We start from the raw sequence: 20,681 nt of genomic DNA on the forward strand, positions 1-20,681 counted from the left end.
TTGACTAGTGTTCAACCACTTATTCCTCTCAAACAAACTATTGAAATCACTTTGGGCTACTGAATTGATATGTTTTTCTGAGCTGTATAATATTCACATGCCAACTAAAAAACGAGGAGATCTCTTCTACTTCTACTTCTACTTCTACTGGAGCTACTTTCATATCTTCTAATAGTTTTCTGAGTATATCTTAGTACCAACATCCTCGCACACTCTCTAGTTTTTTATTCCCCGTCAGCCTATTTAACACTCAAGCTCAATTTAACCTTGCAGTGCCTTTCGCACACTTAATATATATTTCGCCTGATCAAGTGGGTTCACGCCCCGGCGGGTGCGCTCAGCAGATACGTCTGGTGGACATTCTTCATAGCCGGCAAAAAAAGAAGTAAACGTGCTGCGCCCCTTCGTGTAGGAGCTTAAGCTGACGGGATAATCGAGCGATGTTGCCAGCGGCAGACGTCCTTCGATGATCATCCGCTCGCCTTGCAGCACGGGAGGCTCGAACGTGCCGCGCATCTGAACGAGGTCGTTCATCACCCGTCCGCCATTCTCCTCAGGAACCACGATGCGAACCTGCAGAATCGGCTCTAGGAGTTTAGTGCCTACCCGAGCGAGTCCGTCCATAATTCCCATCGGAGTCGCCACCGCAAAATCCAGCGGATGGGTATGCCACACATGATGTTGTCCCTCGATCAAGGTCACTTTAAGATCGGTAACCTCCCAGCCATACAAACCCTGTTGTAAGGCTTCTGGTACTCGGCGTGCGGTTTCGCTCTGGTATTGCGGCAGCAGGTCGGAACTCCGCACTACCGAATCGTAGACTAAACCACTGCCCGGAGATCCCGGCTCAATCTGAAAGCGTAGAATCGCCCAGCACGGTTTCGGCATCGTGTAAGCGATAAAACCTTCCCCGGCACGGGCTGGCGTTTCTTTATATATGACAGAAGGCTGACCGAAAGTAACCTTCAGCGCATATCGCTCCTCCAGAACACTGTTCAGAATCTCCAGCTGAATCGGTCCCATTACTTTGATATGCAGCTCCCGCTCATCCTGCAGCCACTGCGCATCCAAAAGCGGATCTTCATCCGCCAGTTCCTGCAGCGCTCCGATAACCTTATGGTCATCCACATCTGGTTCCCAGAATACACGCACCGTTAGCAGCGGCACAGCCAGCTTCGCCTCCTCCGGAATGGCCCCCGGATGGCCGAGCACATCTCCGATGCGCACCCCTGAAAGGCCATAGATAACAGCAATATCTCCGGCTTCAAGCGCTCCGACATCCTCGGTCCGACCACCTTCGACCTTGCGGATCTGGGTCACTTTCCCCTGAATATCCTGCGTATAATTCATCAGCGTATCGCGGTTACGGATCGTCCCTTCATAAAGGCGGACAAACGCCATCCGTCCCATACTTTTATCACGCTGAATATTGTATACGATGCCTGACACCGCCCCCTCCACATTCCCACCAGCGCGCGGAAAATACTCAACCATCGCATCCAGCAAGGCAGTAATCCCAAGCCCCTTGGCGGCGACGCCATAAACCATCGGAAAAAAGCGGCCTGATGAGGAGGCTGTTTTCATATATTTTTTCCATTCAGCCAAATCAATAGTGCTACCTGACATATACTTCTCCAACAGCTCTTCGTCCCGTTCCGCTAACGCCTCTAATAATTCTGTTCGTGCGCTAGCATCAGCTTCGTTCTCCCATAAATCTCTTGCTCCTATGTACCCCTTCTCTTTGCCGATGGGTTGCTGAACTGGAATGATATCACTAGACAAATAATTTCGCGCTTCTGCCAGCACAGCTTCAGGGTTAGCGCCTACGCGATCCATTTTGTTCACAAAAATAAGCGTGGGGATTCCCAGCTTCCGCAGCGCGTTCCAGATCATCTCACTTTGGGCCTGCACACCCTCCACGGCTGAAAGAATAAGCACCGCACAATCCATCACCCGCAAAGACCGCTCAACTTCGGACAGAAAATCGACGTGCCCCGGGGTATCGACCAGATTAATCTGCACACCTTTCCAAGCAAAAGAAGCCAATGCCGCCCGTACGGATATCCCCCGCTGCCGCTCCACATCCATTGAATCCGTCAATGCCGTCCCAGTGTCTACGCTGCCAAGCGCGCGAATGCGACCGCTTTCATACAAAATATGCTCCGTTGTTGTCGTCTTCCCGGCGTCCACATGGGCAAATATCCCCACATTAATCCGTTCTGCTCCCTGCTGCTGAATCATCTATAGTTCCCCTATCATGAGCTAGATTTATCTGAATTTATATTATTTACATCCTTATATTCCATAGTAATATATCCACCCACGTTGTTCCACCCTCCAGTTCAATTGGTTAGATTCAGCTATGCCGGGTATGTAATTACTAATAAGAAATCTAACGCCGAGGAGGAAATTCATCATGACAGATAAACGTTTGCAGGATAAAGTTGCAGTGGTTACAGGTGCTGGTTCCGGTATTGGAAAAGCTACAGCCATAAGGTTTGCCCAACACGGAGCTAAGGTATATATGCTTGACCGCACTCCCGAGGATTCCTATGAAACTAAACGTGAGATTGAATCTATTGGCGGTACAGCAACAGTAATTGAATGCGATGTCTCCAATCCAGGTCTGGTCGAAGAAAGTATTCGTAAGGTTGGGGAGGCGGCCGAGAAGATTGATATTGTTTTTGCCAATGCTGGCATTAATGGTACATGGTCTCCAATCGAAACACTAGAAATCGAAGATTGGGACCAGACACTGGATACCAACCTACGCAGCACCTTTGCCACAGTAAAATATGCCATCCCCCATATGAAAGAAAATGGCGGCAGCATCATTATCACCAGCTCCATTAACGGCAACCGAGTATTCTCGAACATTGGCGCTTCCGCTTACTCATCTTCCAAGGCAGGACAAGTTGCTTTTATGAAAATGGCTGCACTAGAGCTGGCGCAATACGGCATCCGTGTAAATGCAATCTGTCCTGGATCAATCGATACACAAATTGGAGATAATACGTATAAAAGCGATGATCTTCAAGAAGTGAAGATTCCTGTGGAATTTCCGGAAGGTAATCATCCGCTGGAAAATGCACCGGGTAAGCCTGAGCAGGTTGCCAATCTGGTATTATTTCTCGCATCGGATGAATCTTTTCATGTTACGGGAACTGAGATTTATGTAGATGGTGCCGAGTCACTCCTGCGCGGATAAGTTTTTACTCGAATCGTTATAATATTTTAAAATCTATGCAACATTTTGGTCTAATCTACCATCTAAGAGTATGGAGGTGACGCAAATGAAAAAACCATTATTCATAAATAACGCTAAAAAAATGACTATAGCCTGCGGCATTTTGGCAGCGAGTGTGTCTTTTGGGGCATCCGCTTTTGCTTTTTCAGATTTGAAAGGTGATCCTGCGGAAGCAAAAATCAACTCTTTGCATAAAGAGGGGATTATAAACGGAGTAGACAAAGATAAGTTTGCCCCTAAATCTAAGGTAAGCTTTGCGCAAGGGATACAATTCATCGTTGGGGGTCTGAATCTGACTCCGCAACCAGCGGTAGGTAGTAACTCTTCCAAAGCCAGTGATTATTTCGATAAAGTAAACGACAAAGCCTGGTATGCTTCGGCTTTCCTGACTGCCAAGCAAAATGGTCTTTCACTCGACCGGACAGTGGATCCTAACGGAACCATCACCCGTGCTCAGTTCGCTCACTTATTGACGCAAGCGCTGCAAAGTAAAGGTAACTTCCCTGTTACGCTGATGCATGTAGACATTAAGGATGGCGATAAACTCTCTACGGAGGTTATAAATAGTCTCCAGATCCTGCTGAATACACATATTGCCACACTCGATAAGAACGGTAATTTCCGGCCAAATGATGCTATTACCCGCTCTGAAGCAGCCGCTCTCATCTATGATGCAGCCGCTTTTGCTAAACGTGTAATTGTATCTAATGGCAGTCCCACTACTCCCACCTACGAAACAGAGGTTACGTTGACCAAAGCGGGTGAAGGCGTAAATAAAGCCACACTTACCGTTAATAATCTGCCTAACCCCGGGTATGGGCTGGTGATTGAGCGAATCGAATTTGGTAAAGACAATACGGCTGTGATTTACTTTAACGTGACTGCTCCTGAACCAGGGAAAATGTACGCGCAGGTGATCACAAAGGCATCTGTTGCCACTTATCTGCCAGATGGATACAAAGCTGTCGCTCAACCTGTAACTGGCTCTGCTTCTTATTCGTCTTCTAGCGCGGCACAATAATATAAATTCAACTTGAAGGTTTTAGAGTTAAGAGTCCAACGCAACTGCGGTGTATATTTGGACTTCCAGCTGCCGTTTATGACGGCTGAGATACGGAGAAGGGATGCCTCAAAAGCCATCATATGGCTGCTGAAGCATCCCTTGTTTGCTGTTTGTTGTTCCTTCCCCCTTTATCCCAACTCCGAACTCTAATTGATTAAGTAACGCCGCTATCGGACTCAGATGACCTTAAACACAGCTGTTTCTTGTCTAGTTCTCTCTGAGTTCTCTCTGAGTTCTTTCAAACTTACAAAATTGACTGCGTTTTGGGTGAACTCGGCATCCCCTTGTTGTGCTTGAGAAAAACAGAAAAACCGCAAAAATCCTTGATTATACAAGGATTTTACAACCCGCTAGTGACCGAATTGCATGCCCGATTCAGGTTCGTGTGGCAGCAATATCGTGGAGGTTCGAGTCCTCTCGACCGCATCATTTACAATCATAGATCTATCAACTGCTTCAAGCGCACTTAACGGATCTTTTTGTTTTATATGTACAAGCACAGGAGTAAGTGAAAATCGGTTTGACAAAATACTGATTTAGATATATTGTGGATACACTAAGTCTATTATTTATCCTAATTATAGATATAATGGATCTGTAATATATTTTATTAATCTTGAAAGGATGATTCATAATGGCAGTTCTCCATGCGGAAGATGCTACTTTTGCACAACTCATTCAATCGAAAGGAATAACTGTAGTCAACTTCTGGGCGCCCTGGTGCGGACCGTGCCGGATGTTTGCACCTGTGCTGGAAGAGTTTGAGCGGGAGTCGGATGCTACAATAACTGTAGTGAAGGTCAATGTGGATGACAACCCGGAGACGACTGGAAAATACCACGTGATGAGTATACCGGCCACACTCATATTCAAGGATGGACAACTACGGCAACAAGAGGTGGGGATGTTATCCATACATGCCTTGCAGCAGCTCGTTGCATCCCAATAATACCTCTGAAAGCGGTGAAGACAGCTTGACTAATAAACCCAGCATTATTGTAGCCTCTCTGGTGGTTGCCAATTTTCTAGCCCAATTAATGCAAACGATGTTAAATACGGCGTTGCCGCGTGTCATGCAGGATCTTGCCATTCATGAGAATCAAGCGCAGTGGCTGATTACGGTGTACTACCTGATGATAGGTATAACTGTTCCTGTTGCTGGATTTTTGATCGGAAAGTTTACTACGAGGGCCTTGTTCATGGCCTCTGTCGGAGCGTTCACAGCAGGAACACTGATTGCCGGGATCGCCTGGAGTTTCCCCCTAGTCCTGACGGGGCGTTTGGTTCAAGGCATCGGTGCGGGTCTGCTGTTCCCTCTGTTTCAGACGACGATACTCAGAGTCTTCCCGAAGGAGAAAATCGGTGCAGCGATGGGAGTAGTCGGTTTGGTTCTGGGGTTGGCTCCTGCACTTGGGCCTACTCTGTCTGGGTTCGTGGTTCAGAATCATTCATGGAGACTGTTGTTTTATGCTGTGGCTCCGCTCGCAGCCGCCAATTTATTCTTAGCGCATTTCACGCTGCGGAACGTGGGAGAGACTCATCAGACCAAGCTCGACACCAGGTCCATTATCTACTCTTCACTCGGATTCGCTGGTATATTATATGGTTTTAGCATTGTCGGGGAAGAAAAGGGAAATCCTGTTGTCGCAGGGATCATCCTTCTGGCCGGATTCCTGATCGTGGCGCTGTTTATTAAAAGACAGCTCAAGCTCACGGCACCTTTGCTCGATTTCAAGCTGTTTCGGCACCGCTCCTTTACCCGTTCTTCTATTGTGGGGGTGATCTTATTTGCGGTGATGGTGGGAGTTGAACTCCTTCTTCCTCTGTATGCACAGACGATAAGAGGCTTAACACCAAGGGAGTCCGGGCTTATGTTGTTGCCAGGTGCACTGCTGATTGGTGTCTCCGGTCTGATCTCAGGCAGACTATATGACCGGTTTGGGGTTAGCCGCGTAACCCAGGGAGGATTTCTGCTCATTCTGATCATGGCAGTGGCTCTTGCCCTCACGTTATCAACAGAGACGTCCTTTAATCTACTGGTTATAATGTATGCCCTGCTTATGTTTGGAGTAGGGGCAGTTATGGCTCCAATTACGGCCTATGCCATGGCAAGTATCCCCAACACCATGGTTGCACATGCTTCTCCAATGACAATCACGCTGCGCTCGCTCAGCGGTTCAATAGGAGGCGCCTTGCTTGTAACGATAATGACTTCTACTGCGAGTGCCAGTTCCTTATCCTTTCCATTGGATATGCTCAAAGGGGTCCACATTGCATTCTGGACGTTGACGGCTCTTGCCGGATTAGGATTATACTTGTCTTTTCATCTGCAAGAAGCGAGAAAGCTTAAACCTGCTAATATTTAATTTCTTAATCTATCCTGTATTACCCGGCAGAATCCTCTGCCGGTTTTTTTGGTGTGGCTTCCGGTGCAGGGGGAAATTCCTGAAGCGCACTTGAGACTCCATGCTTAAAGCATATTTCCCGAAAAAAAAGCTGTACTGATTATAATTTTTGCCCCCACTTTTACAGAGGAGGCCCCACCAGGGTCTGACACATATTTAAGCAGGGGTGGGACGTCTTTGGTAATTCCCCATAGATCGTCTCATAATCCAACTTGTTGTTAGCTATCGGACTCCATCGTCGCTATTGTCTCAAAAAGCACCCAATATGAACCTATTTCTAACGAATAGCTGCACTTGGGTCCGAACTGTGCTCCAATCGCTAAAAACATACGAATAGCGACATCTGGGTCCTCAAGCTAACTCAGGCTCAGAAATGCTGATTACTTGGCAGTGAGGATTATCAAACTACGAGCGATTAGATCATATTTGTGTGCATGAAGCTATTTGACGGTAATGAACATCAAACTTCGAGCGATTAGATCATATTTGTATGCATGAAGCTACTTGACGATGATGAACATCAAACTTCGAGCGATTAGATCATATTTGTGTGCATGAAGCTATTTGGCGATGATGAACATCAAACTTCGAGCGATTAGATCATATTTACACGGACGCAGCAGCTATCGGACTCAGATGACCTTATACGCAAAAATATGCCACTTTTACGATGCTATCGGACTCCATCGTCGCTATTGGCTCAAAAAGCACCATAGATGTGCCTTTTTCTAATGAATAGCTGCACTGGAGTCCGAAACTGTGCTCTAATCGCTAAAAAAACGCGAATAGCGTCATCTGGGTCCGTAAGGATCAGCGTGTATCAACGGATATGAAAATCCGCTGAAGCAGGTAGCCAAAAACAATATACAAATCAGCGATGCTCCAATGTTTGCGTTATGCGAACGCAGCAGATGGGTGTGCAGAAGATAGGTGTGTAGTAGATAGGTGCACAGCAGTTAGGTGCACAGCAGTTAGGTGCACAGCAGTTAGGTGCACAGCAGTTAGGTGCACAGCAGTTAGGTGCACAGCAGTTAGGTGCACAGCAGTTAGGTGCACAGCAGTTAGGTGCACAGCAGTTAGGTGCACAGCAGTTAGGTGTGCAGCAGTTAGGTGTGCAACAGATGGGTCTACAGCGGATAGGAATGCAGCTACTATCGGACCCAGTTGACCTTATTCGTTGCATAATCGCACATTTGGACTACTAAAGGACTCCATCGTCGCTATTGGCTCAAAAAGCACCATAGATATGCCTTTTTCTGATGAATAGCTGCACTGGAGTCCGAAACTGTGCTCTAATCGCTAAAAAAACGCGAATAGCGTCATCTAGGTCCGTAAGGATCAGCGTATGCCAACGGATGTGAATAATCAGTTGAAGCAGGCAAACAGCGTCCATAATAGCGCCATCTGAGTCCGTAAGCTAAGGCGTCCATAATAGCGTCATCTGAGTCCGTAAGCTAAGGCGTCCATTGATCATGAATAATGCCGACTAATGCATGGTCTTCTCCGATCTTCTCAAAAACTAGACGCAGGCTGCGCCAATCCATTCCCTCGACAGAAGGATCGATACCAGCAATATGATATTCAACGAAATCATATTGCTCCTTTGGATACACTTCGTTTAAGTTGTTGATCGTCGTCCCTTGTCCAAGCCCCTTGTTCACAGCAATTTCGGCCTTCTGAATGAAGTCCGCATCGTAGACAAACCGCTTGTAGTAATCTGCGAATGTAAGCTCGATTAAATCACCGGAGCCAGCAAATGTTCGCCAGACTCTTTTGGTAGAGTCATTCATTAATCCTTCTACTTCCTCCTGGGTGAATACAAGATCATTTTTTGTATCCACGTATGCATATGGAGAGAAGCGTAGCCCTTTATCCCGATGTACCCACGCCGCTAATTGCTTCATATCCTTATTCTTAATGGAGTTCATTACCGTAGACGCCGCTTCCTCAACTAATGGCGGCAATCCCTCTAGATCCTGCGGCTGCCCCGTACTTGATGTCTTCGTCTCCTGTGGTAGTTCCGTCTCCTGTGGTGGTTGTGTAGTAGCCGCTGGCTGTGCAGTTTGTGTGTGCTCTGGTGTCTGCTTTGGCGTCTGCACTGGTGCCTGCTCTTGTGACTGCTCAGGCGTCTGCTTCGGCTCCGTTCCCGCTTCTGGCGTTCCACTGCAGGCTGTAAGCCATAACATAGCTGCTATAAGCGCCAGCCCACCGATTTTTTTTGCGAAGTACATAAGATCCCTCCTTAGCTTTGATTCTTCACTCTTTAGACTGATTTGAACAAATGAAGGTTGCAAGCTTATACTAAAACTATCAATCATACAACTCTTATGAGAGGGCGGGGTTACTATTCATTTAACAGAAAAACTTAAAAGCCTTCCCCTAACTCCCGGCGTTTATCTCATGAAGGATAATCTCGGTCATATTATATATGTTGGCAAGGCAAAACAGTTAAAACGGAGAGTCCAATCCTATTTTCAAAACTCAAAATCTCATTCCCCAAAGGTTAAACAGCTTGTAAGAAATATTAAAGATCTGGAAATCATCCTTACGGATACCGAATTTGAAGCCTTTATGCTGGAATGCAAATTAATTAAAGAGATCAAACCCATGTACAATAAAAAAATGAAAAATCCGCAGGCTTATACCTATATCGTAATAGGAGCGGATGAAAAAATACGTTCGTTAGAGATTACCTATGATCCTGCGGTCAAAGAAGGCACTCAGGTTTTTGGTCCCTATACAAGCAGAAGCACCGTGGAACGGGCCGTGCAAGGCATTAAAGAAAGTTCAAGAATCCTTTGCAGTAACCCTAGCTTTAAAAATTCCCTATGCCTAAACCATTCGCTTGGCCTATGCATAGGGATGTGTGCAGGCGGAGATGCCGCTGTTCAATATAATAAAATTATTGATCGAGTCATTGGCTTACTAAACGGCTCAGATTCCAGTATCCTTGAGGAAATGGAGCAACGGATGGCAGTGGCCGCGGAGCACTATGACTTCGAAACCGCCGCCAAATACAGGGACTATATTGGAGCTGTCAGCTTCCTGATTCACAAAGAGAAGGTCATCGAATTCGCACAGGAGAATCAGAATATCGCAGTTCTTGAGGCCATGAATGAACAGACGCTTAAACTTATTCTGCTCAAGGGCAACCGTATCCTGTCCCATACCAAGCTACAATATGATCAACCGGATATCACCCACCTGCAAGCGGCAATAAAGTCAGCGATTATGAACACCTTTCAGAGTGAAACCAATCAGACCTCGGCAGCGATCGGGCGCCATGAGATTGACGAAGCACAAATAATATACAGCTATTTAAAAAGCAGCTCCTGCAGCTACATCATCATTCAAGAGGATTGGCTTGCAGCTGAGCAACGTTCCAATATGGATGCTTCGGTAAATGAGCTGTTGCAGATTTTTTTAAATGCGCTTCCCTCTCATTCCTATAATTAAAAGGTACGGGTTGTAACTGCGGTGAATGTTTGGACTTCCGGCGGATTATAGTAAACGGCGGCCTGCCTTTGCAGGCTGCATTTTTCGGTTTCGCTTCAACAATTTTTTATAGCGTTTCTGAGTGTATAACACCTCGCCCGCCTCCATTACCGTTTCCTTCGCCTCATTAACAACCAGCTTAGTTTCCTCCACACATTCCTTCATACGATTGATCTCCGATTTAAATCCCTCAGATCTGTCCTTCGCTTGCTCCAACGTGACCTGAATATTTCCCTTCATCTCATCTATAGGTTCTTTCAATCCCTCTACCGATTGCTTAACTCCATCAAGGGATTGCTTTAGGCCATTCACACTATTTTTTAATTCTTTCAATGGATTTCCCACATCTATCTCCTCCTAGTAATAAGCCATTAGTTCAACTGTTACTCTAAACTTACCCAAAGAGTGCACGTCCTTCACTCCTATAATGACAAAAAGGGTTGCAGCTGAAAATAATCAACAAGAAGCCAGTCCCCAATAATAGGAGACTGGCTTCTTGTTGTCGTTCTTTGAGGATCAATGCGATCTGTCTACTTCACGCTTCCCGCCTCAACACGCGGCGGACGCATGGTCAGGCTGACCCGGCCCTTCTTCAGGTCAACACCCATCACCCAGACGGTGACATTGTCTCCTACGGAGACGACGTCCATCGGGTGCTTCACAAAGCTGCCGCTGAGCTGGGAAATATGCACCAGCCCATCATTTTTGATGCCGATATCGACGAATGCGCCGAAATCGATAACGTTGCGGACGGTTCCCTGCATTTCCATGCCAGGAACCAGATCCTCGATCTTAAGCACATCGGTGCGGAAGATCGGCAGCGGCAGCTCCTCGCGCGGATCGCGGCCCGGACGCTGCAAGCTCTCCAGGATGTCGCGCAGCGTAGGCACGCCGACATCCAGCTTCACAGCCAGCTCCTCGGCATTTTGCACCTCAAGCTGTGAGGCTACTTCTTTGCTGCCAAGCTTATTCACATCGAGGCTTAGCTCACGGAACAAACGATCCACCACCGGATAGGACTCGGGGTGAATAGGCGTGCGGTCCAAGGTGTTGTCTCCACCCGGAATCCGCAAGAAGCCGATACATTGCTCATAGGACTTGGCACCTAGACGAGGAACCTTTTGCAGCTGCTTCCGGGTCGTGAACTTGCCGTTCTCTTCGCGGAATTTAACGATATTCTTAGCAATCGTTCCATTAACCCCTGCTACATAAGAGAGCAAGGCAGGAGATGCCGTATTGACATCTACGCCAACATGGTTAACCGCCGATTCCACGACGGCTTTAAGACTCTCCTCCAGATGCTTTTGGGAGACGTCATGCTGGTACTGTCCCACACCTATAGCTTTCGGATCGATCTTCACCAGCTCCGCCAGCGGGTCTTGCACACGGCGGGCGATAGAAGCCGCGCTGCGCTCCGCTACATCCAGATCCGGGAATTCCTCCTGCGCCAGCTTGGAAGCAGAATAGACACTCGCTCCCGCTTCATTAACGATCAGGTACGCCAGCTCTGGATTGCCAATCTCGGCAATCACTTCTGCCGTAAACTGCTCCGTTTCACGCGAGCCTGTGCCATTGCCGATTACGATGAGCTGAATGCCGTACTTAGCAATCAACTCTTTGAACTTAGCAGCAGCTTCGCGCTTCTTGTTATTCGGCGGCGTCGGATAGGTCACGGCTACCTCTAGCAGCTTACCAGTATCGTCTACAACGGCTAGCTTACATCCAGTACGGTATGCAGGGTCAACCCCCAGAACACAACGCCCCTTGACTGGCGGTTGCAGCAGCAGGCTACGTAGATTGCCAGAGAAGATCGAAATCGCCTGGTTCTCCCCACGTTCGGTCATCTCTCCACGAACTTCGCGCTCTACTGAAGGAGCAATCAAACGTTTGTAGGCATCCTCAGTCACTGCTTCCAGCAGTTCCTTCACCGGGGATGGCCCTTTAATAATTTTCCGTGCAATATAGGCATGAATTTTATCAGTGACGACCTCAATGCCTACCTTTAATATATTTTCACGCTCACCACGGTTAATTGCTAGGATGCGGTGAGGTGGCATTTTGTGTACAGGTTCACGGTAACTATAATAATTTTCGTATACGGATTCTTGTTCTGCATCCTTTGCTTCAGACACAAGAATACCTTGACTTGCTGTATACTGGCGAACCCAAGAGCGGATCGCAGGATCATCTGCTATGTTCTCGGCAATGATGTCCAGTGCGCCTTGCAGCGCTTGGTCTGCGCTCTCTACTCCCTTTTCCACATCAATATATTTCGATGCTTCAGTCTGCGGGTCCCCTTGTCTTTGCTGCTCCAAGATCCAGTTAGCCAGCGGCTCAAGTCCTTTTTCCTTCGCAACACTAGCCCGCGTCTTACGCTTTTGCTTGAAGGGACGATACAAGTCCTCTACTTCCTGAAGTTTGACCGCATTGATAATTTGCTCATGAAGCTCCTTGGTCAGCTTGCCCTGCTCTTCAATATTGCGTATAACGTCTTTTTTACGTTCGCCTAGATTGCGAAGATAACCCAGCCGTTCTTCAATATCACGAAGCGCATTCTCGTCCAGCTCACCCGTCATTTCCTTCCGATATCTGGCGATGAACGGAATGGTATTTCCCTCATCCAGCAGTCCTACCGTAGTGCGTACCTGTTTCAGACTAATGTTCAATTCCTTGGCAATCGCTACGGTTATCAATTCCTGCTCCCGCTGTGCGTTTGCCTCATCCGTAATGACTTCCGTATTGCTGTTATCTACCGCCATTAGTATCCCTCTTCCCGTACACAATCTGCTTATACATATCTTGATCTCATAATTAAAATAGTATCACAGATTCGGCTCTGCACCAAAGACCAGCCCGAATAGCGCGCGTTGTACTGAACCGCTGTGCGCATATAGCGAGGCATCGTGGACGGGTCAGAGCCCGGATTTAGCGATTACGCCCGCTGCCCCATTCCCCGTTTGCCGGAACTCAGTGACAATACAAAACACAAAGCCAGAACGAGCGCGGCTGCCCCATATGGGAAGTTAATACTAAGATCAAACAAATACCCTGCGACGATAGGCCCAGCAATATTTCCGAGACTTGTATAAGCTGAGTTCATTCCCGCTACGAAACCTTGCTGCGATTCTCCGGCCATTTTGGAAAGCTGTGTACCTACTGCTGGACGCAGAATATCCATTGCAAAGAACACAATAAAGGTAACCGTAATAATCGCCCAAAAGCCGCTTACAAACAAGGTCAGCAGAATAAACAATGATGAGACTATAAGACAAGTGGAGATCACCTTGTTCTCCCCGAATTTATTCAAGATCCAGCCAAACGCGGACACCTGCACCACCGCACCTGCAATAGAACCAAAGGTAATTACAAAAGCGATATCCTTAGGCGTAAAGCCAAATTTATGGTCCACAAACAATCCGAACACCGTTTCATAATTAGCCAGCCCAAAAGCCATGACAAATACAATAATTAAGCCGAAAAAATACGGTTCGCGATAAGAACGCATCAGCTGCGTCAAGAAGCTTTCCTGATTATTTTTTGATAACGTCGCTTCCTTACGTTTCTCTTCAGACAGAGACTCAGGCAAAATTAAAACTGTAATTAGAGCTGCAACTCCAGCTGCACCCGCTGCACAGAAAAAGGGTACCCGCATTCCAAGCTCAGCAAGATAACCGCCAATCCCAGGACCAATAATAAAGCCGGTGGTAATGGCTGCATTAATTAGCCCCATTCCTTTAGCTCTCTCTTCAAAAGAAGTCGTGTCCGCTACATAAGCCATAACTGCCGGCATAATTAAAGCAGCTCCTGCACCACCAAGCAATCTCGAAACGAACAAGAGCCAGGGTACATTGGCCAGACCAAAAATCAGCTCCGATATCGCAAACACGATCAAACCTGCTACAATCACCTTTTTTCTACCGATTCTGTCGGATAATCTGCCGGCAAATGGCGATATTAATAATTGGGCAAGCGAGAAGGAGGCGACCAAGAGACCGACAGTACTTCCGCTGATCCCAAGCTCATTCATGTAGGTTGGCATTATTGGGACTACTAGCCCAATTCCAGTAAAAGCCAGAAAAATATTAAGCATAACAAGCAGCATAGCGCCTCTGTTTCTAAGTAACAATGACATTGTATTAACCCTCCGTGTGTTTAAAGCCAAAACTTCGAATATTATGCATGTTAAGACCGACCATCCGGTCTAAATAATAGTAAAAAAATAACCCTTCCTATTCCGGTGCCTTTGAGAAGCTTCAGCCTTCATGTTCCTGAATGTAAAGCTTCTTTTCATGCCCCTCGTTATCTTACCCCGTACGGATCCCTTGTAATAATAAATTTACTGCTTCCCGGTAATATTTTTTTATATCCTCCTGGGTCTTCTCATGAATCGAGAATTCAGAAACTCTTCCAATCCCTTCAAGCATGCCACTCACGATGATTACATAGTTCTCTAAGTCGCCTTTTACCAAATATCCCGTTTCAATACCTTCCTTCAAAAGATCACGACAAGCATGTGAGGCTGCTTCATAAAGAAGTGAAAGCCGCTTGCTAATCTCTTCCGGGTGGCATCTGCTTCTGGAGAATTCCTCGAGCGCATGAATCAATGGATTCTGAAAATCATTTGCGTAGTGTTCGGCTAACGCATAAAATCGTTCTTCGATCCCTACAATTTCCTGTTTCTTATCATCCCACGCTTGCAGCCACTCTAACGTATCCACTTCCACTACAAATAGAAAAAGCTCATCCTTGCTCGGAAAATGGTGATACAGACTGCCTTTACTGACATTCGAGGCTACACAAACTTCATTCATAGTTACGGCAGCATAACCCTTCTGTACAAACAGCTGCGTGGCCTTGCGCACAATTCTTTTTTTAGTTTCTTCTCCGTCTGAGCGTCCTTTGATTCTAAGCACCTCCTAAACCGACCGTACGGTCTAATAATATCAGATCATTTTCAAAAAGTGAAGACCTAACGATTCTTTATTTACTATACGCAAAAACGCACATTAAAAGACGCCCGGATTCGTACCCGAGCGCCAATCTCATGAGTTATCTATAACCTAGGGTGATTAAAAATCAATCAGACCAAGGCTGATTTGCAGCGATTCATCCACCTTTTTCATCGTTTCATCATCAAGGTGGGTGATCTTGTCAGTTAAGCGTTGTTTGTCAATCGTCCTAACCTGTTCCAGCAAAATAACAGAATCTCTGTCAAAGCCATGAGCAGCTGCGTCAATTTCCACATGTGTAGGTAACTTAGCCTTCTGGATTTGGGCTGTGATTGCAGCCACAATTACCGTCGGGCTAAAGCGATTGCCAATATCGTTCTGGATGACCAGAACTGGCCTTACTCCGCCTTGTTCAGAACCTACAACCGGCGAAAGATCAGCAAAAAAAACATCGCCACGTTTAACGATCAATGTCTACACCCCGCTTACTAAGCGGCCAAGAGTGCTGTCTGCATCTTCCTCCGCGAGGAAAGCCTCGCATGCCATGGTCAAGTTGATCTTAGCCATTTCCATGTAGCCGCGCTGCATGGACTCCCGGATGGAACGTTTCCTCCGTTCGCTCAAGTACAGCTTCATGGCCTGCCTAATCAATTCACTCCGGTTGGAATTCTCCAATTGAACAATTCCGTCCACTTCCTGCAAGAGATGATCGGGCAAGCTGATCATGATTCTTTTGGTGTTCTGCAAATTAGCCACCTTCTCTTCCACCCCCACAAACCTTCTGCCCTTGTGTTCCAGTGTTACAATATACAAGGAATTTTATACAAGGAATATATGCCGCCAGTATATCAAGTATGCTGCATCCCATTATAAACTAGAAATGGTGGTTCGTATAGGCTTTTAGTCACATCTCCTAATACGATACAATTCCTTCTATTTTCTCCCTTGTATAACATCACTGTCAAGAACTTTCAGTTTGTGAGCAGAGCATTTACTAATTTAGGAAGTGTGCCTTCACTTATATAAACGCGGGGCACCCGATGAGCCAACATGCAGATAACCTCGTAGTGAATTGTTCCAAGCTGGAGAGCCAACTCGTCTGCCGTGATCATCACGTCAGCTTGACGGCCGATGAGAACAACTTCTTCGCCTGCTTTAATTTGTTCCGCTTCTGCAGCGAAAGATTTGAGTGATACCATACACTGATCCATGCAGATTGTTCCGACGACAGGAACGCGGCGTCCACGTATTAGCACCTCCGCTTTGCCAGTTAGCATGCGGGAATATCCATCTGCGTACCCCACAGGTAGCGTTGCAATAATCTCCTCGCTCTCTGTGATGTACCTAGTGCCGTAACTGACGCCCCAACCGGCAGGCAGGCTTTTGACATATACAACCTGCGTCTTCAGCGTCAATACCGGACGTAGTTCTACCAGTTGACGGTTCACCTCTGTGGAGGGATAAAATCCGTACAAGCTGATGCCTACACGCACCATGTTGCTGGATAAATAAGGTGAATCAATGGCCGTAGCGCTATTGCCCGTATGTATGATCGGGATCTGAATGTTCTGCTCCCGCAGCGTTTCCGCCACGCTCATGAACCGTCGATGCTGTTCCAGTGTATAGCTTTTGTCTTGTTCGTCTGCCTTGGCAAAATGGGTAAACATACCCTCCAGCTCCGCCTGCGCAACAGACTGCACTTCAGAGATAAACGCAGGTGCGTCAGCTGGTAAAAGACCCAGTCGTCCCATCCCGCTATCAATCTTGATATGCACCTTCAGCCGATGTTCCGGATCTATAGGAAGCTGTCTTATAGCCTCCAGTACCTCCGGTGTGAACAGTGTTACAGTTACATGGTTCTCCCAGGCAACGGCTATTCCTTCTGGGGAAGTGTAGCCAAGCACCAGTATAGGAATCAGTATTCCCGCCTGACGCAGCTCCAATGCTTCATCCAAAAAAGCCACACTAACATAATCTGCTCCGAGTCTTTCCAGCTCCCGTGTCACTTCCACTGCTCCATGGCCGTACGCATTTCCTTTGACGCATCCCATAAACTTTGTCTCTGCCGGCAAGTAGCGGCGAAAGGCTTCGTAATTGGCACGCAAATCATCCAGATTAATTTCGGCTACTGTCGGTCGATAGCTTGCTTGCACTTCAAGTCACCTTCTTACGTTGTAGTAAAACGTCATTGCTGCATTGCATTAATCATTGTCTTAGTACCAATGGTAATGCTACAGAAGGTGGCTGTCAATGTGTGCTGGAGCCCCGGCAAATAAAGAAAAGCGGATACTACGTTGTAGAGGAAAGAATCCCACAAAACGCAGTATCCGCCTACTTTTTATTATTTACCCGATTGTGCCTCCATAGAAGCGGCAATTTGCATCATTTCATTAGCAGGAAGATTGGCACTTGTAATTCGGTACTCTACTCCCTCAGACATCCAAGTCAATGTCTGCTGCTCATCCCCACTCAGAACTCCCCATGTAAAACCAAGGTCTTTCAGGGTTCCAGGCGCCAGTGCTACCGCACGGTCCAGTGGACGGGATTCCATAATAGTGTACTGATAAATCCCATCATATCGGATGAGAACAGCATGGTCTTTGTTCCCCTCCAATTTATGCGAGTCCTTAAACTCTACACCAGCTGGAATATAATCAGGTTCAATGATCCCAAAGTCTCCAAGCTCTGCTGCCACTGGTTGTTCAGCCTGTTCTTGGCCCTCAGGAGCTGTAACCGGATTACCATTCTCATCAACCTCAGCTACTGTGCTCTCTGCGGACTTACCCGAGGCCATGTTCTTTTCCATATCAAAGGAATCCTTGGTGAAATCCGTATCGAATTTGAAGGTGTCAAACTTCACGTTTACAACTACCTTCGCCTCAGAATCAGAGACTTGAACCTGTTTAGGCTCATAAGTCTTTTTATCAAGCCAAATCTTTTGCCGCACAAGGGCATTGCTTTGATAATTCGCGGCTACCTCGAACACATAGTTATCTCCATCTTCCACAAATTGGCGGTTATTATCCGAAACTATGCCACGAACCAACGTCTGATACAGATAGACCTGACCTTGATCATCCGGCCAATCGCTTTGGAAACGGAAGCTCTTATTCATACTTGGTGTGAGTACGAACACTCCCTCATCATTACGAAGTACGATCTGCGTAATATCCTTCTGAACATTTGCCAAGCTGATCCGGTAGTAGGAAGGATTCTTGTACCATACTTCTACCTTATACTCCTGCGGCTGTTCCCCGGTATACAGGGTCATTGTGCCAGAACCTTGGTACGTTCCCTGCTTACTTTCCAACTTGTCAGCCACATTGTTCAAATCCTTGACTACGGAAGCGGCATCCTTCTTCCCGCACCCCGTCATCACCAGGGCCACGCTCATAATGATCGCGAGTACCCATGTTATCCGGCGCATGACATCATCCCCTTAACCTGTTTTGAATGCATTGATTAGTACATGTCTATGAGGGACTTGGCCGCAATATGCAGACGGGCATGACAAGCGTGCAGCATAGATTTATTTTATGAGATCCAACAAGCCAAAAAGCCCGCGCACAGCGCTGGCTCTATACTTCATCAGAAGTTGCAATATCATTATGTAGGGTGTTTAACCATTCTCTTCAATCCTCATTATCGCTATGTACTGCTTTATTGTACTGATTAATTAATTCATCTAATCTCATGGACTGTCTGATCACATTCGGATGCAAAAGCCCTCCGTGTTGCCTCTCCATTAAATAAAGTTTTTTTCTAGCACCCTCTATTCTCTTTTGGATAATTTCCTGATCATTCATTAACACTACCTCCCTAATTTAATATATTAGAGGTATATGTCAAATTCTATATTTTACATTAAAGTGCATTACTACAATTCAATAGATAGCGATCTCAGATTTAATCTGAAAACTCTTTTTTGTTTCTTCTATAAAACTATCAATACTAGGCACTTCCAATAACAAAACCATTTTTCTTTTCATTGATTCTAATCAGATTTTGGTATTGCTTCTGCGTTTCTAAAGATGCAGTATGCCGAAGCTGCTCAAACATTCTGACACACTTTATTATACAGGATTCGTTATTAATCCTTACAGAAGTCTCCAAACTATCCATTATATACTTTATACTAAGCTCATATTTTCCTCTTCTTATATAATACAATGCTATTTCAGCCATAAAAAAAGTGTATCTGTCTTCGATAATTTGTCGATTATAACATTTAAGATTTCTCTGCTGATCTCTATAATCTGATATTTCTTGCTCAAACCGCTGAAGAATATCATCCACATTAAAATCATAGTGATTGGCTGCCTGAAGGATTTTGAACAGACCTGGAAGAATGTCTTCCTCTCTTTTTTCAATATAGGTCACATATTCCGGAAGCGCTGTCACATCACCTTTTAAAATTCTCAGTAAATATATATTGCCCTGTGCCCAACCCATACATCGATTCATAAGTTGCAAAGCTTCCTCCGTATCCTCACGGATCCAGCTCATATCCATGTAAAGGTTAACATACTGCAATGCTCTATCATAATCTCCCAGCTCTCTGTAAACTACTGAACGTAACACATAAGAAAATAGAATATATGAAAATAAGGGCATTGCAGGTTCCTTCTGTAACCCGTTTTTTCTGGCTCGCTCATTATTATACTTATATTGAATGGATGCTTTTTTTTCAATTTCAATAGCTATGAGCATTACCTTATCCCAATACCTCAATGCGCTATATGTATTCGCCAGAGCCTTCAGCGCGTCAAGTTGATCGACTTCATCAAGCCGATTTACAAAACCCTCAAACTGCACAGCTGCTCGCAAATTCAGATCCTGATCACCCCCTAGAGCAATCGTGAACAGTCTGTATTGGCAAAAAGCCAGCCGCTCTGAATGCTGATACTTCTCACTCTCCGCGACACTCCGGTATAACAACGCTGCAGCATCATATTTTCCTTGTACAAAAAAATCTTCTGCTGTATCAAACAACGAGGGTGTATAAGATAGGCTGTCCATCATGATTCCAATCACCCGACTTATACATTCCAGCTTATCTAGTTCAGCACAGCGATATAGAAAAGGTCGAAGTCGTCTCCAATTGGGATTGGAATGTATGAAACACTCCTCCACATACATATCATAAAAGCCGCCTTCTTCTAATCCCATACCTTTTGTAATACGGTCTAATTGCTGCATGGCTATAGGCCGATTCCCATTGATAATGTTGCTAATTGTGCCCGAATTCACTTTAGATACCTCTGCGAATTGATTAATTGTTATTCCATTCTTCTTGAGGTAGTCCGCCAGTTCTGCACGAATGGTCATCTGCTTCATGATCAAAGCCACCTTTCGCCATCATGATTCATATATAGATAAATAGTATTTAAATAATAATATGTCTAATTATTCCAGTGGTCAAATACTTTTTTTTGGCTTAATTGATTATACATTTATTCAATTAGTGATGTATAAAATACAAATTAGCCGAATGTAAAAAACCACCAGAACACAAGGTGTAT

17 protein-coding genes are annotated in these 20,681 nt (G+C 45.9%); 5 read left to right on the forward strand and 12 right to left on the reverse strand.

Features of this window, described 5'->3' with window-relative positions; all coding sequences use genetic code 11:
• Positions 1 to 261 precede the first annotated feature (261 nt).
• Entirely contained in the window at positions 262 to 2,241 is a 1,980-nt protein-coding gene (locus NST45_RS21710) for a TetM/TetW/TetO/TetS family tetracycline resistance ribosomal protection protein (RefSeq protein ID WP_038569059.1), read from the reverse strand.
• Between the two features lie 175 nt (positions 2,242 to 2,416).
• Here NST45_RS21710 and NST45_RS21715 point away from each other — a divergent pair, with 175 nt between their 5' ends.
• From NST45_RS21715 to NST45_RS21730, 4 genes are all read left to right on the forward strand, one after another.
• Complete coding sequence (locus NST45_RS21715; protein WP_038569057.1) at positions 2,417 to 3,208, forward strand: SDR family NAD(P)-dependent oxidoreductase; 792 nt, start codon at positions 2,417 to 2,419, stop codon at positions 3,206 to 3,208.
• An 85-nt stretch (positions 3,209 to 3,293) separates the two neighbouring features.
• Positions 3,294 to 4,268, forward strand: coding sequence for an S-layer homology domain-containing protein (locus NST45_RS21720; RefSeq protein ID WP_339823786.1), 975 nt, complete (start codon positions 3,294 to 3,296; stop codon positions 4,266 to 4,268).
• A gap of 676 nt (positions 4,269 to 4,944) precedes the next feature.
• Positions 4,945 to 5,259 (forward strand): thioredoxin, encoded by a 315-nt coding sequence (gene trxA / locus NST45_RS21725; RefSeq protein ID WP_076142441.1) that lies wholly within the window; start codon positions 4,945 to 4,947, stop codon positions 5,257 to 5,259.
• The gene (locus tag NST45_RS21730) at positions 5,228 to 6,676 is read left to right on the forward strand and encodes a DHA2 family efflux MFS transporter permease subunit (RefSeq protein ID WP_081386716.1); all 1,449 of its coding nucleotides are present in this window, start codon (positions 5,228 to 5,230) and stop codon (positions 6,674 to 6,676) included. The genes trxA and NST45_RS21730 overlap by 32 nt, the downstream gene beginning before the upstream one ends.
• Positions 6,677 to 8,169: 1,493 nt before the next feature.
• On the opposite strand, the gene NST45_RS21735 is transcribed toward NST45_RS21730, so the two are convergent.
• Positions 8,170 to 8,946 (reverse strand): hypothetical protein, encoded by a 777-nt coding sequence (locus NST45_RS21735; RefSeq protein WP_036686786.1) that lies wholly within the window; start codon positions 8,944 to 8,946, stop codon positions 8,170 to 8,172.
• Between the two features lie 169 nt (positions 8,947 to 9,115).
• On the opposite strand from NST45_RS21735, the gene NST45_RS21740 reads away from it, so the two are divergent.
• Positions 9,116 to 10,171 carry a GIY-YIG nuclease family protein gene (locus NST45_RS21740; protein ID WP_051491480.1) on the forward strand — a complete coding sequence of 352 codons (1,056 nt, stop codon included), beginning with the start codon at positions 9,116 to 9,118 and terminating at the stop codon, positions 10,169 to 10,171.
• Between the two features lie 45 nt (positions 10,172 to 10,216).
• Here the strand turns inward: NST45_RS21740 and NST45_RS21745 are convergent, their stop codons facing one another.
• The 10 genes from NST45_RS21745 to NST45_RS21790 form a co-directional block, all read right to left on the reverse strand.
• Positions 10,217 to 10,555 (reverse strand): hypothetical protein, encoded by a 339-nt coding sequence (locus NST45_RS21745; RefSeq protein ID WP_076104672.1) that lies wholly within the window; start codon positions 10,553 to 10,555, stop codon positions 10,217 to 10,219.
• A 185-nt stretch (positions 10,556 to 10,740) separates the two neighbouring features.
• Entirely contained in the window at positions 10,741 to 12,969 is a 2,229-nt protein-coding gene (locus NST45_RS21750; protein ID WP_076100050.1) for a Tex family protein, read from the reverse strand.
• 173 nt (positions 12,970 to 13,142) lie between these two features.
• Entirely contained in the window at positions 13,143 to 14,342 is a 1,200-nt protein-coding gene (locus NST45_RS21755; protein WP_076100052.1) for an MFS transporter, read from the reverse strand.
• Positions 14,343 to 14,514: 172 nt separating this feature from the next.
• Positions 14,515 to 15,123 carry a TetR/AcrR family transcriptional regulator gene (locus NST45_RS21760; protein WP_081383506.1) on the reverse strand — a complete coding sequence of 203 codons (609 nt, stop codon included), beginning with the start codon at positions 15,121 to 15,123 and terminating at the stop codon, positions 14,515 to 14,517.
• A 156-nt stretch (positions 15,124 to 15,279) separates the two neighbouring features.
• Positions 15,280 to 15,630, reverse strand: coding sequence for a type II toxin-antitoxin system PemK/MazF family toxin (locus NST45_RS21765; protein ID WP_036686777.1), 351 nt, complete (start codon positions 15,628 to 15,630; stop codon positions 15,280 to 15,282).
• Between the two features lie 3 nt (positions 15,631 to 15,633).
• On the reverse strand, positions 15,634 to 15,915 hold the full coding sequence (locus NST45_RS21770) for a CopG family ribbon-helix-helix protein (RefSeq protein ID WP_025698676.1): 282 nt from the start codon (positions 15,913 to 15,915) through the stop codon (positions 15,634 to 15,636).
• 215 nt (positions 15,916 to 16,130) lie between these two features.
• Positions 16,131 to 17,312, reverse strand: coding sequence for an alanine racemase (gene alr, locus NST45_RS21775; protein ID WP_076303358.1), 1,182 nt, complete (start codon positions 17,310 to 17,312; stop codon positions 16,131 to 16,133).
• 188 nt (positions 17,313 to 17,500) lie between these two features.
• Positions 17,501 to 18,586 (reverse strand): outer membrane lipoprotein carrier protein LolA, encoded by a 1,086-nt coding sequence (locus NST45_RS21780; RefSeq protein WP_036686774.1) that lies wholly within the window; start codon positions 18,584 to 18,586, stop codon positions 17,501 to 17,503.
• Positions 18,587 to 18,791: 205 nt separating this feature from the next.
• Positions 18,792 to 18,965: an aspartyl-phosphate phosphatase Spo0E family protein gene (locus tag NST45_RS21785; protein ID WP_094903681.1), complete on the reverse strand. Its 174-nt coding sequence runs from the start codon at positions 18,963 to 18,965 to the stop codon at positions 18,792 to 18,794.
• 145 nt (positions 18,966 to 19,110) lie between these two features.
• Positions 19,111 to 20,496 carry a helix-turn-helix transcriptional regulator gene (locus NST45_RS21790; protein WP_038569043.1) on the reverse strand — a complete coding sequence of 462 codons (1,386 nt, stop codon included), beginning with the start codon at positions 20,494 to 20,496 and terminating at the stop codon, positions 19,111 to 19,113.
• Positions 20,497 to 20,681 lie beyond the last annotated feature (185 nt).

The organism is Paenibacillus sp. FSL R7-0163, from assembly GCF_037969975.1.
Lineage (GTDB): Bacteria > Bacillota > Bacilli > Paenibacillales > Paenibacillaceae > Paenibacillus_AQ > Paenibacillus_AQ odorifer.

What these genes read in the sequence shown, in the direction of transcription:
- NST45_RS21720 (WP_339823786.1), top strand. Translation starts at nt 3,294, where the DNA reads ATGAAAAAACCATTATTCATAAATAACGCTAAAAAAATGACTATAGCC.
- NST45_RS21710 (WP_038569059.1), bottom strand. Translation starts at nt 2,241, where the DNA reads ATGATTCAGCAGCAGGGAGCAGAACGGATTAATGTGGGGATATTTGCC.
- NST45_RS21735 (WP_036686786.1), bottom strand. Translation starts at nt 8,946, where the DNA reads ATGTACTTCGCAAAAAAAATCGGTGGGCTGGCGCTTATAGCAGCTATG.
- NST45_RS21750 (WP_076100050.1), bottom strand. Translation starts at nt 12,969, where the DNA reads ATGGCGGTAGATAACAGCAATACGGAAGTCATTACGGATGAGGCAAAC.
- NST45_RS21740 (WP_051491480.1), top strand. Translation starts at nt 9,116, where the DNA reads ATGAAGGATAATCTCGGTCATATTATATATGTTGGCAAGGCAAAACAG.
- NST45_RS21790 (WP_038569043.1), bottom strand. Translation starts at nt 20,496, where the DNA reads ATGAAGCAGATGACCATTCGTGCAGAACTGGCGGACTACCTCAAGAAG.
- NST45_RS21755 (WP_076100052.1), bottom strand. Translation starts at nt 14,342, where the DNA reads ATGTCATTGTTACTTAGAAACAGAGGCGCTATGCTGCTTGTTATGCTT.
- NST45_RS21730 (WP_081386716.1), top strand. Translation starts at nt 5,228, where the DNA reads ATGCCTTGCAGCAGCTCGTTGCATCCCAATAATACCTCTGAAAGCGGT.
- NST45_RS21785 (WP_094903681.1), bottom strand. Translation starts at nt 18,965, where the DNA reads ATGAATGATCAGGAAATTATCCAAAAGAGAATAGAGGGTGCTAGAAAA.
- NST45_RS21715 (WP_038569057.1), top strand. Translation starts at nt 2,417, where the DNA reads ATGACAGATAAACGTTTGCAGGATAAAGTTGCAGTGGTTACAGGTGCT.
- trxA (WP_076142441.1), top strand. Translation starts at nt 4,945, where the DNA reads ATGGCAGTTCTCCATGCGGAAGATGCTACTTTTGCACAACTCATTCAA.
- NST45_RS21780 (WP_036686774.1), bottom strand. Translation starts at nt 18,586, where the DNA reads ATGCGCCGGATAACATGGGTACTCGCGATCATTATGAGCGTGGCCCTG.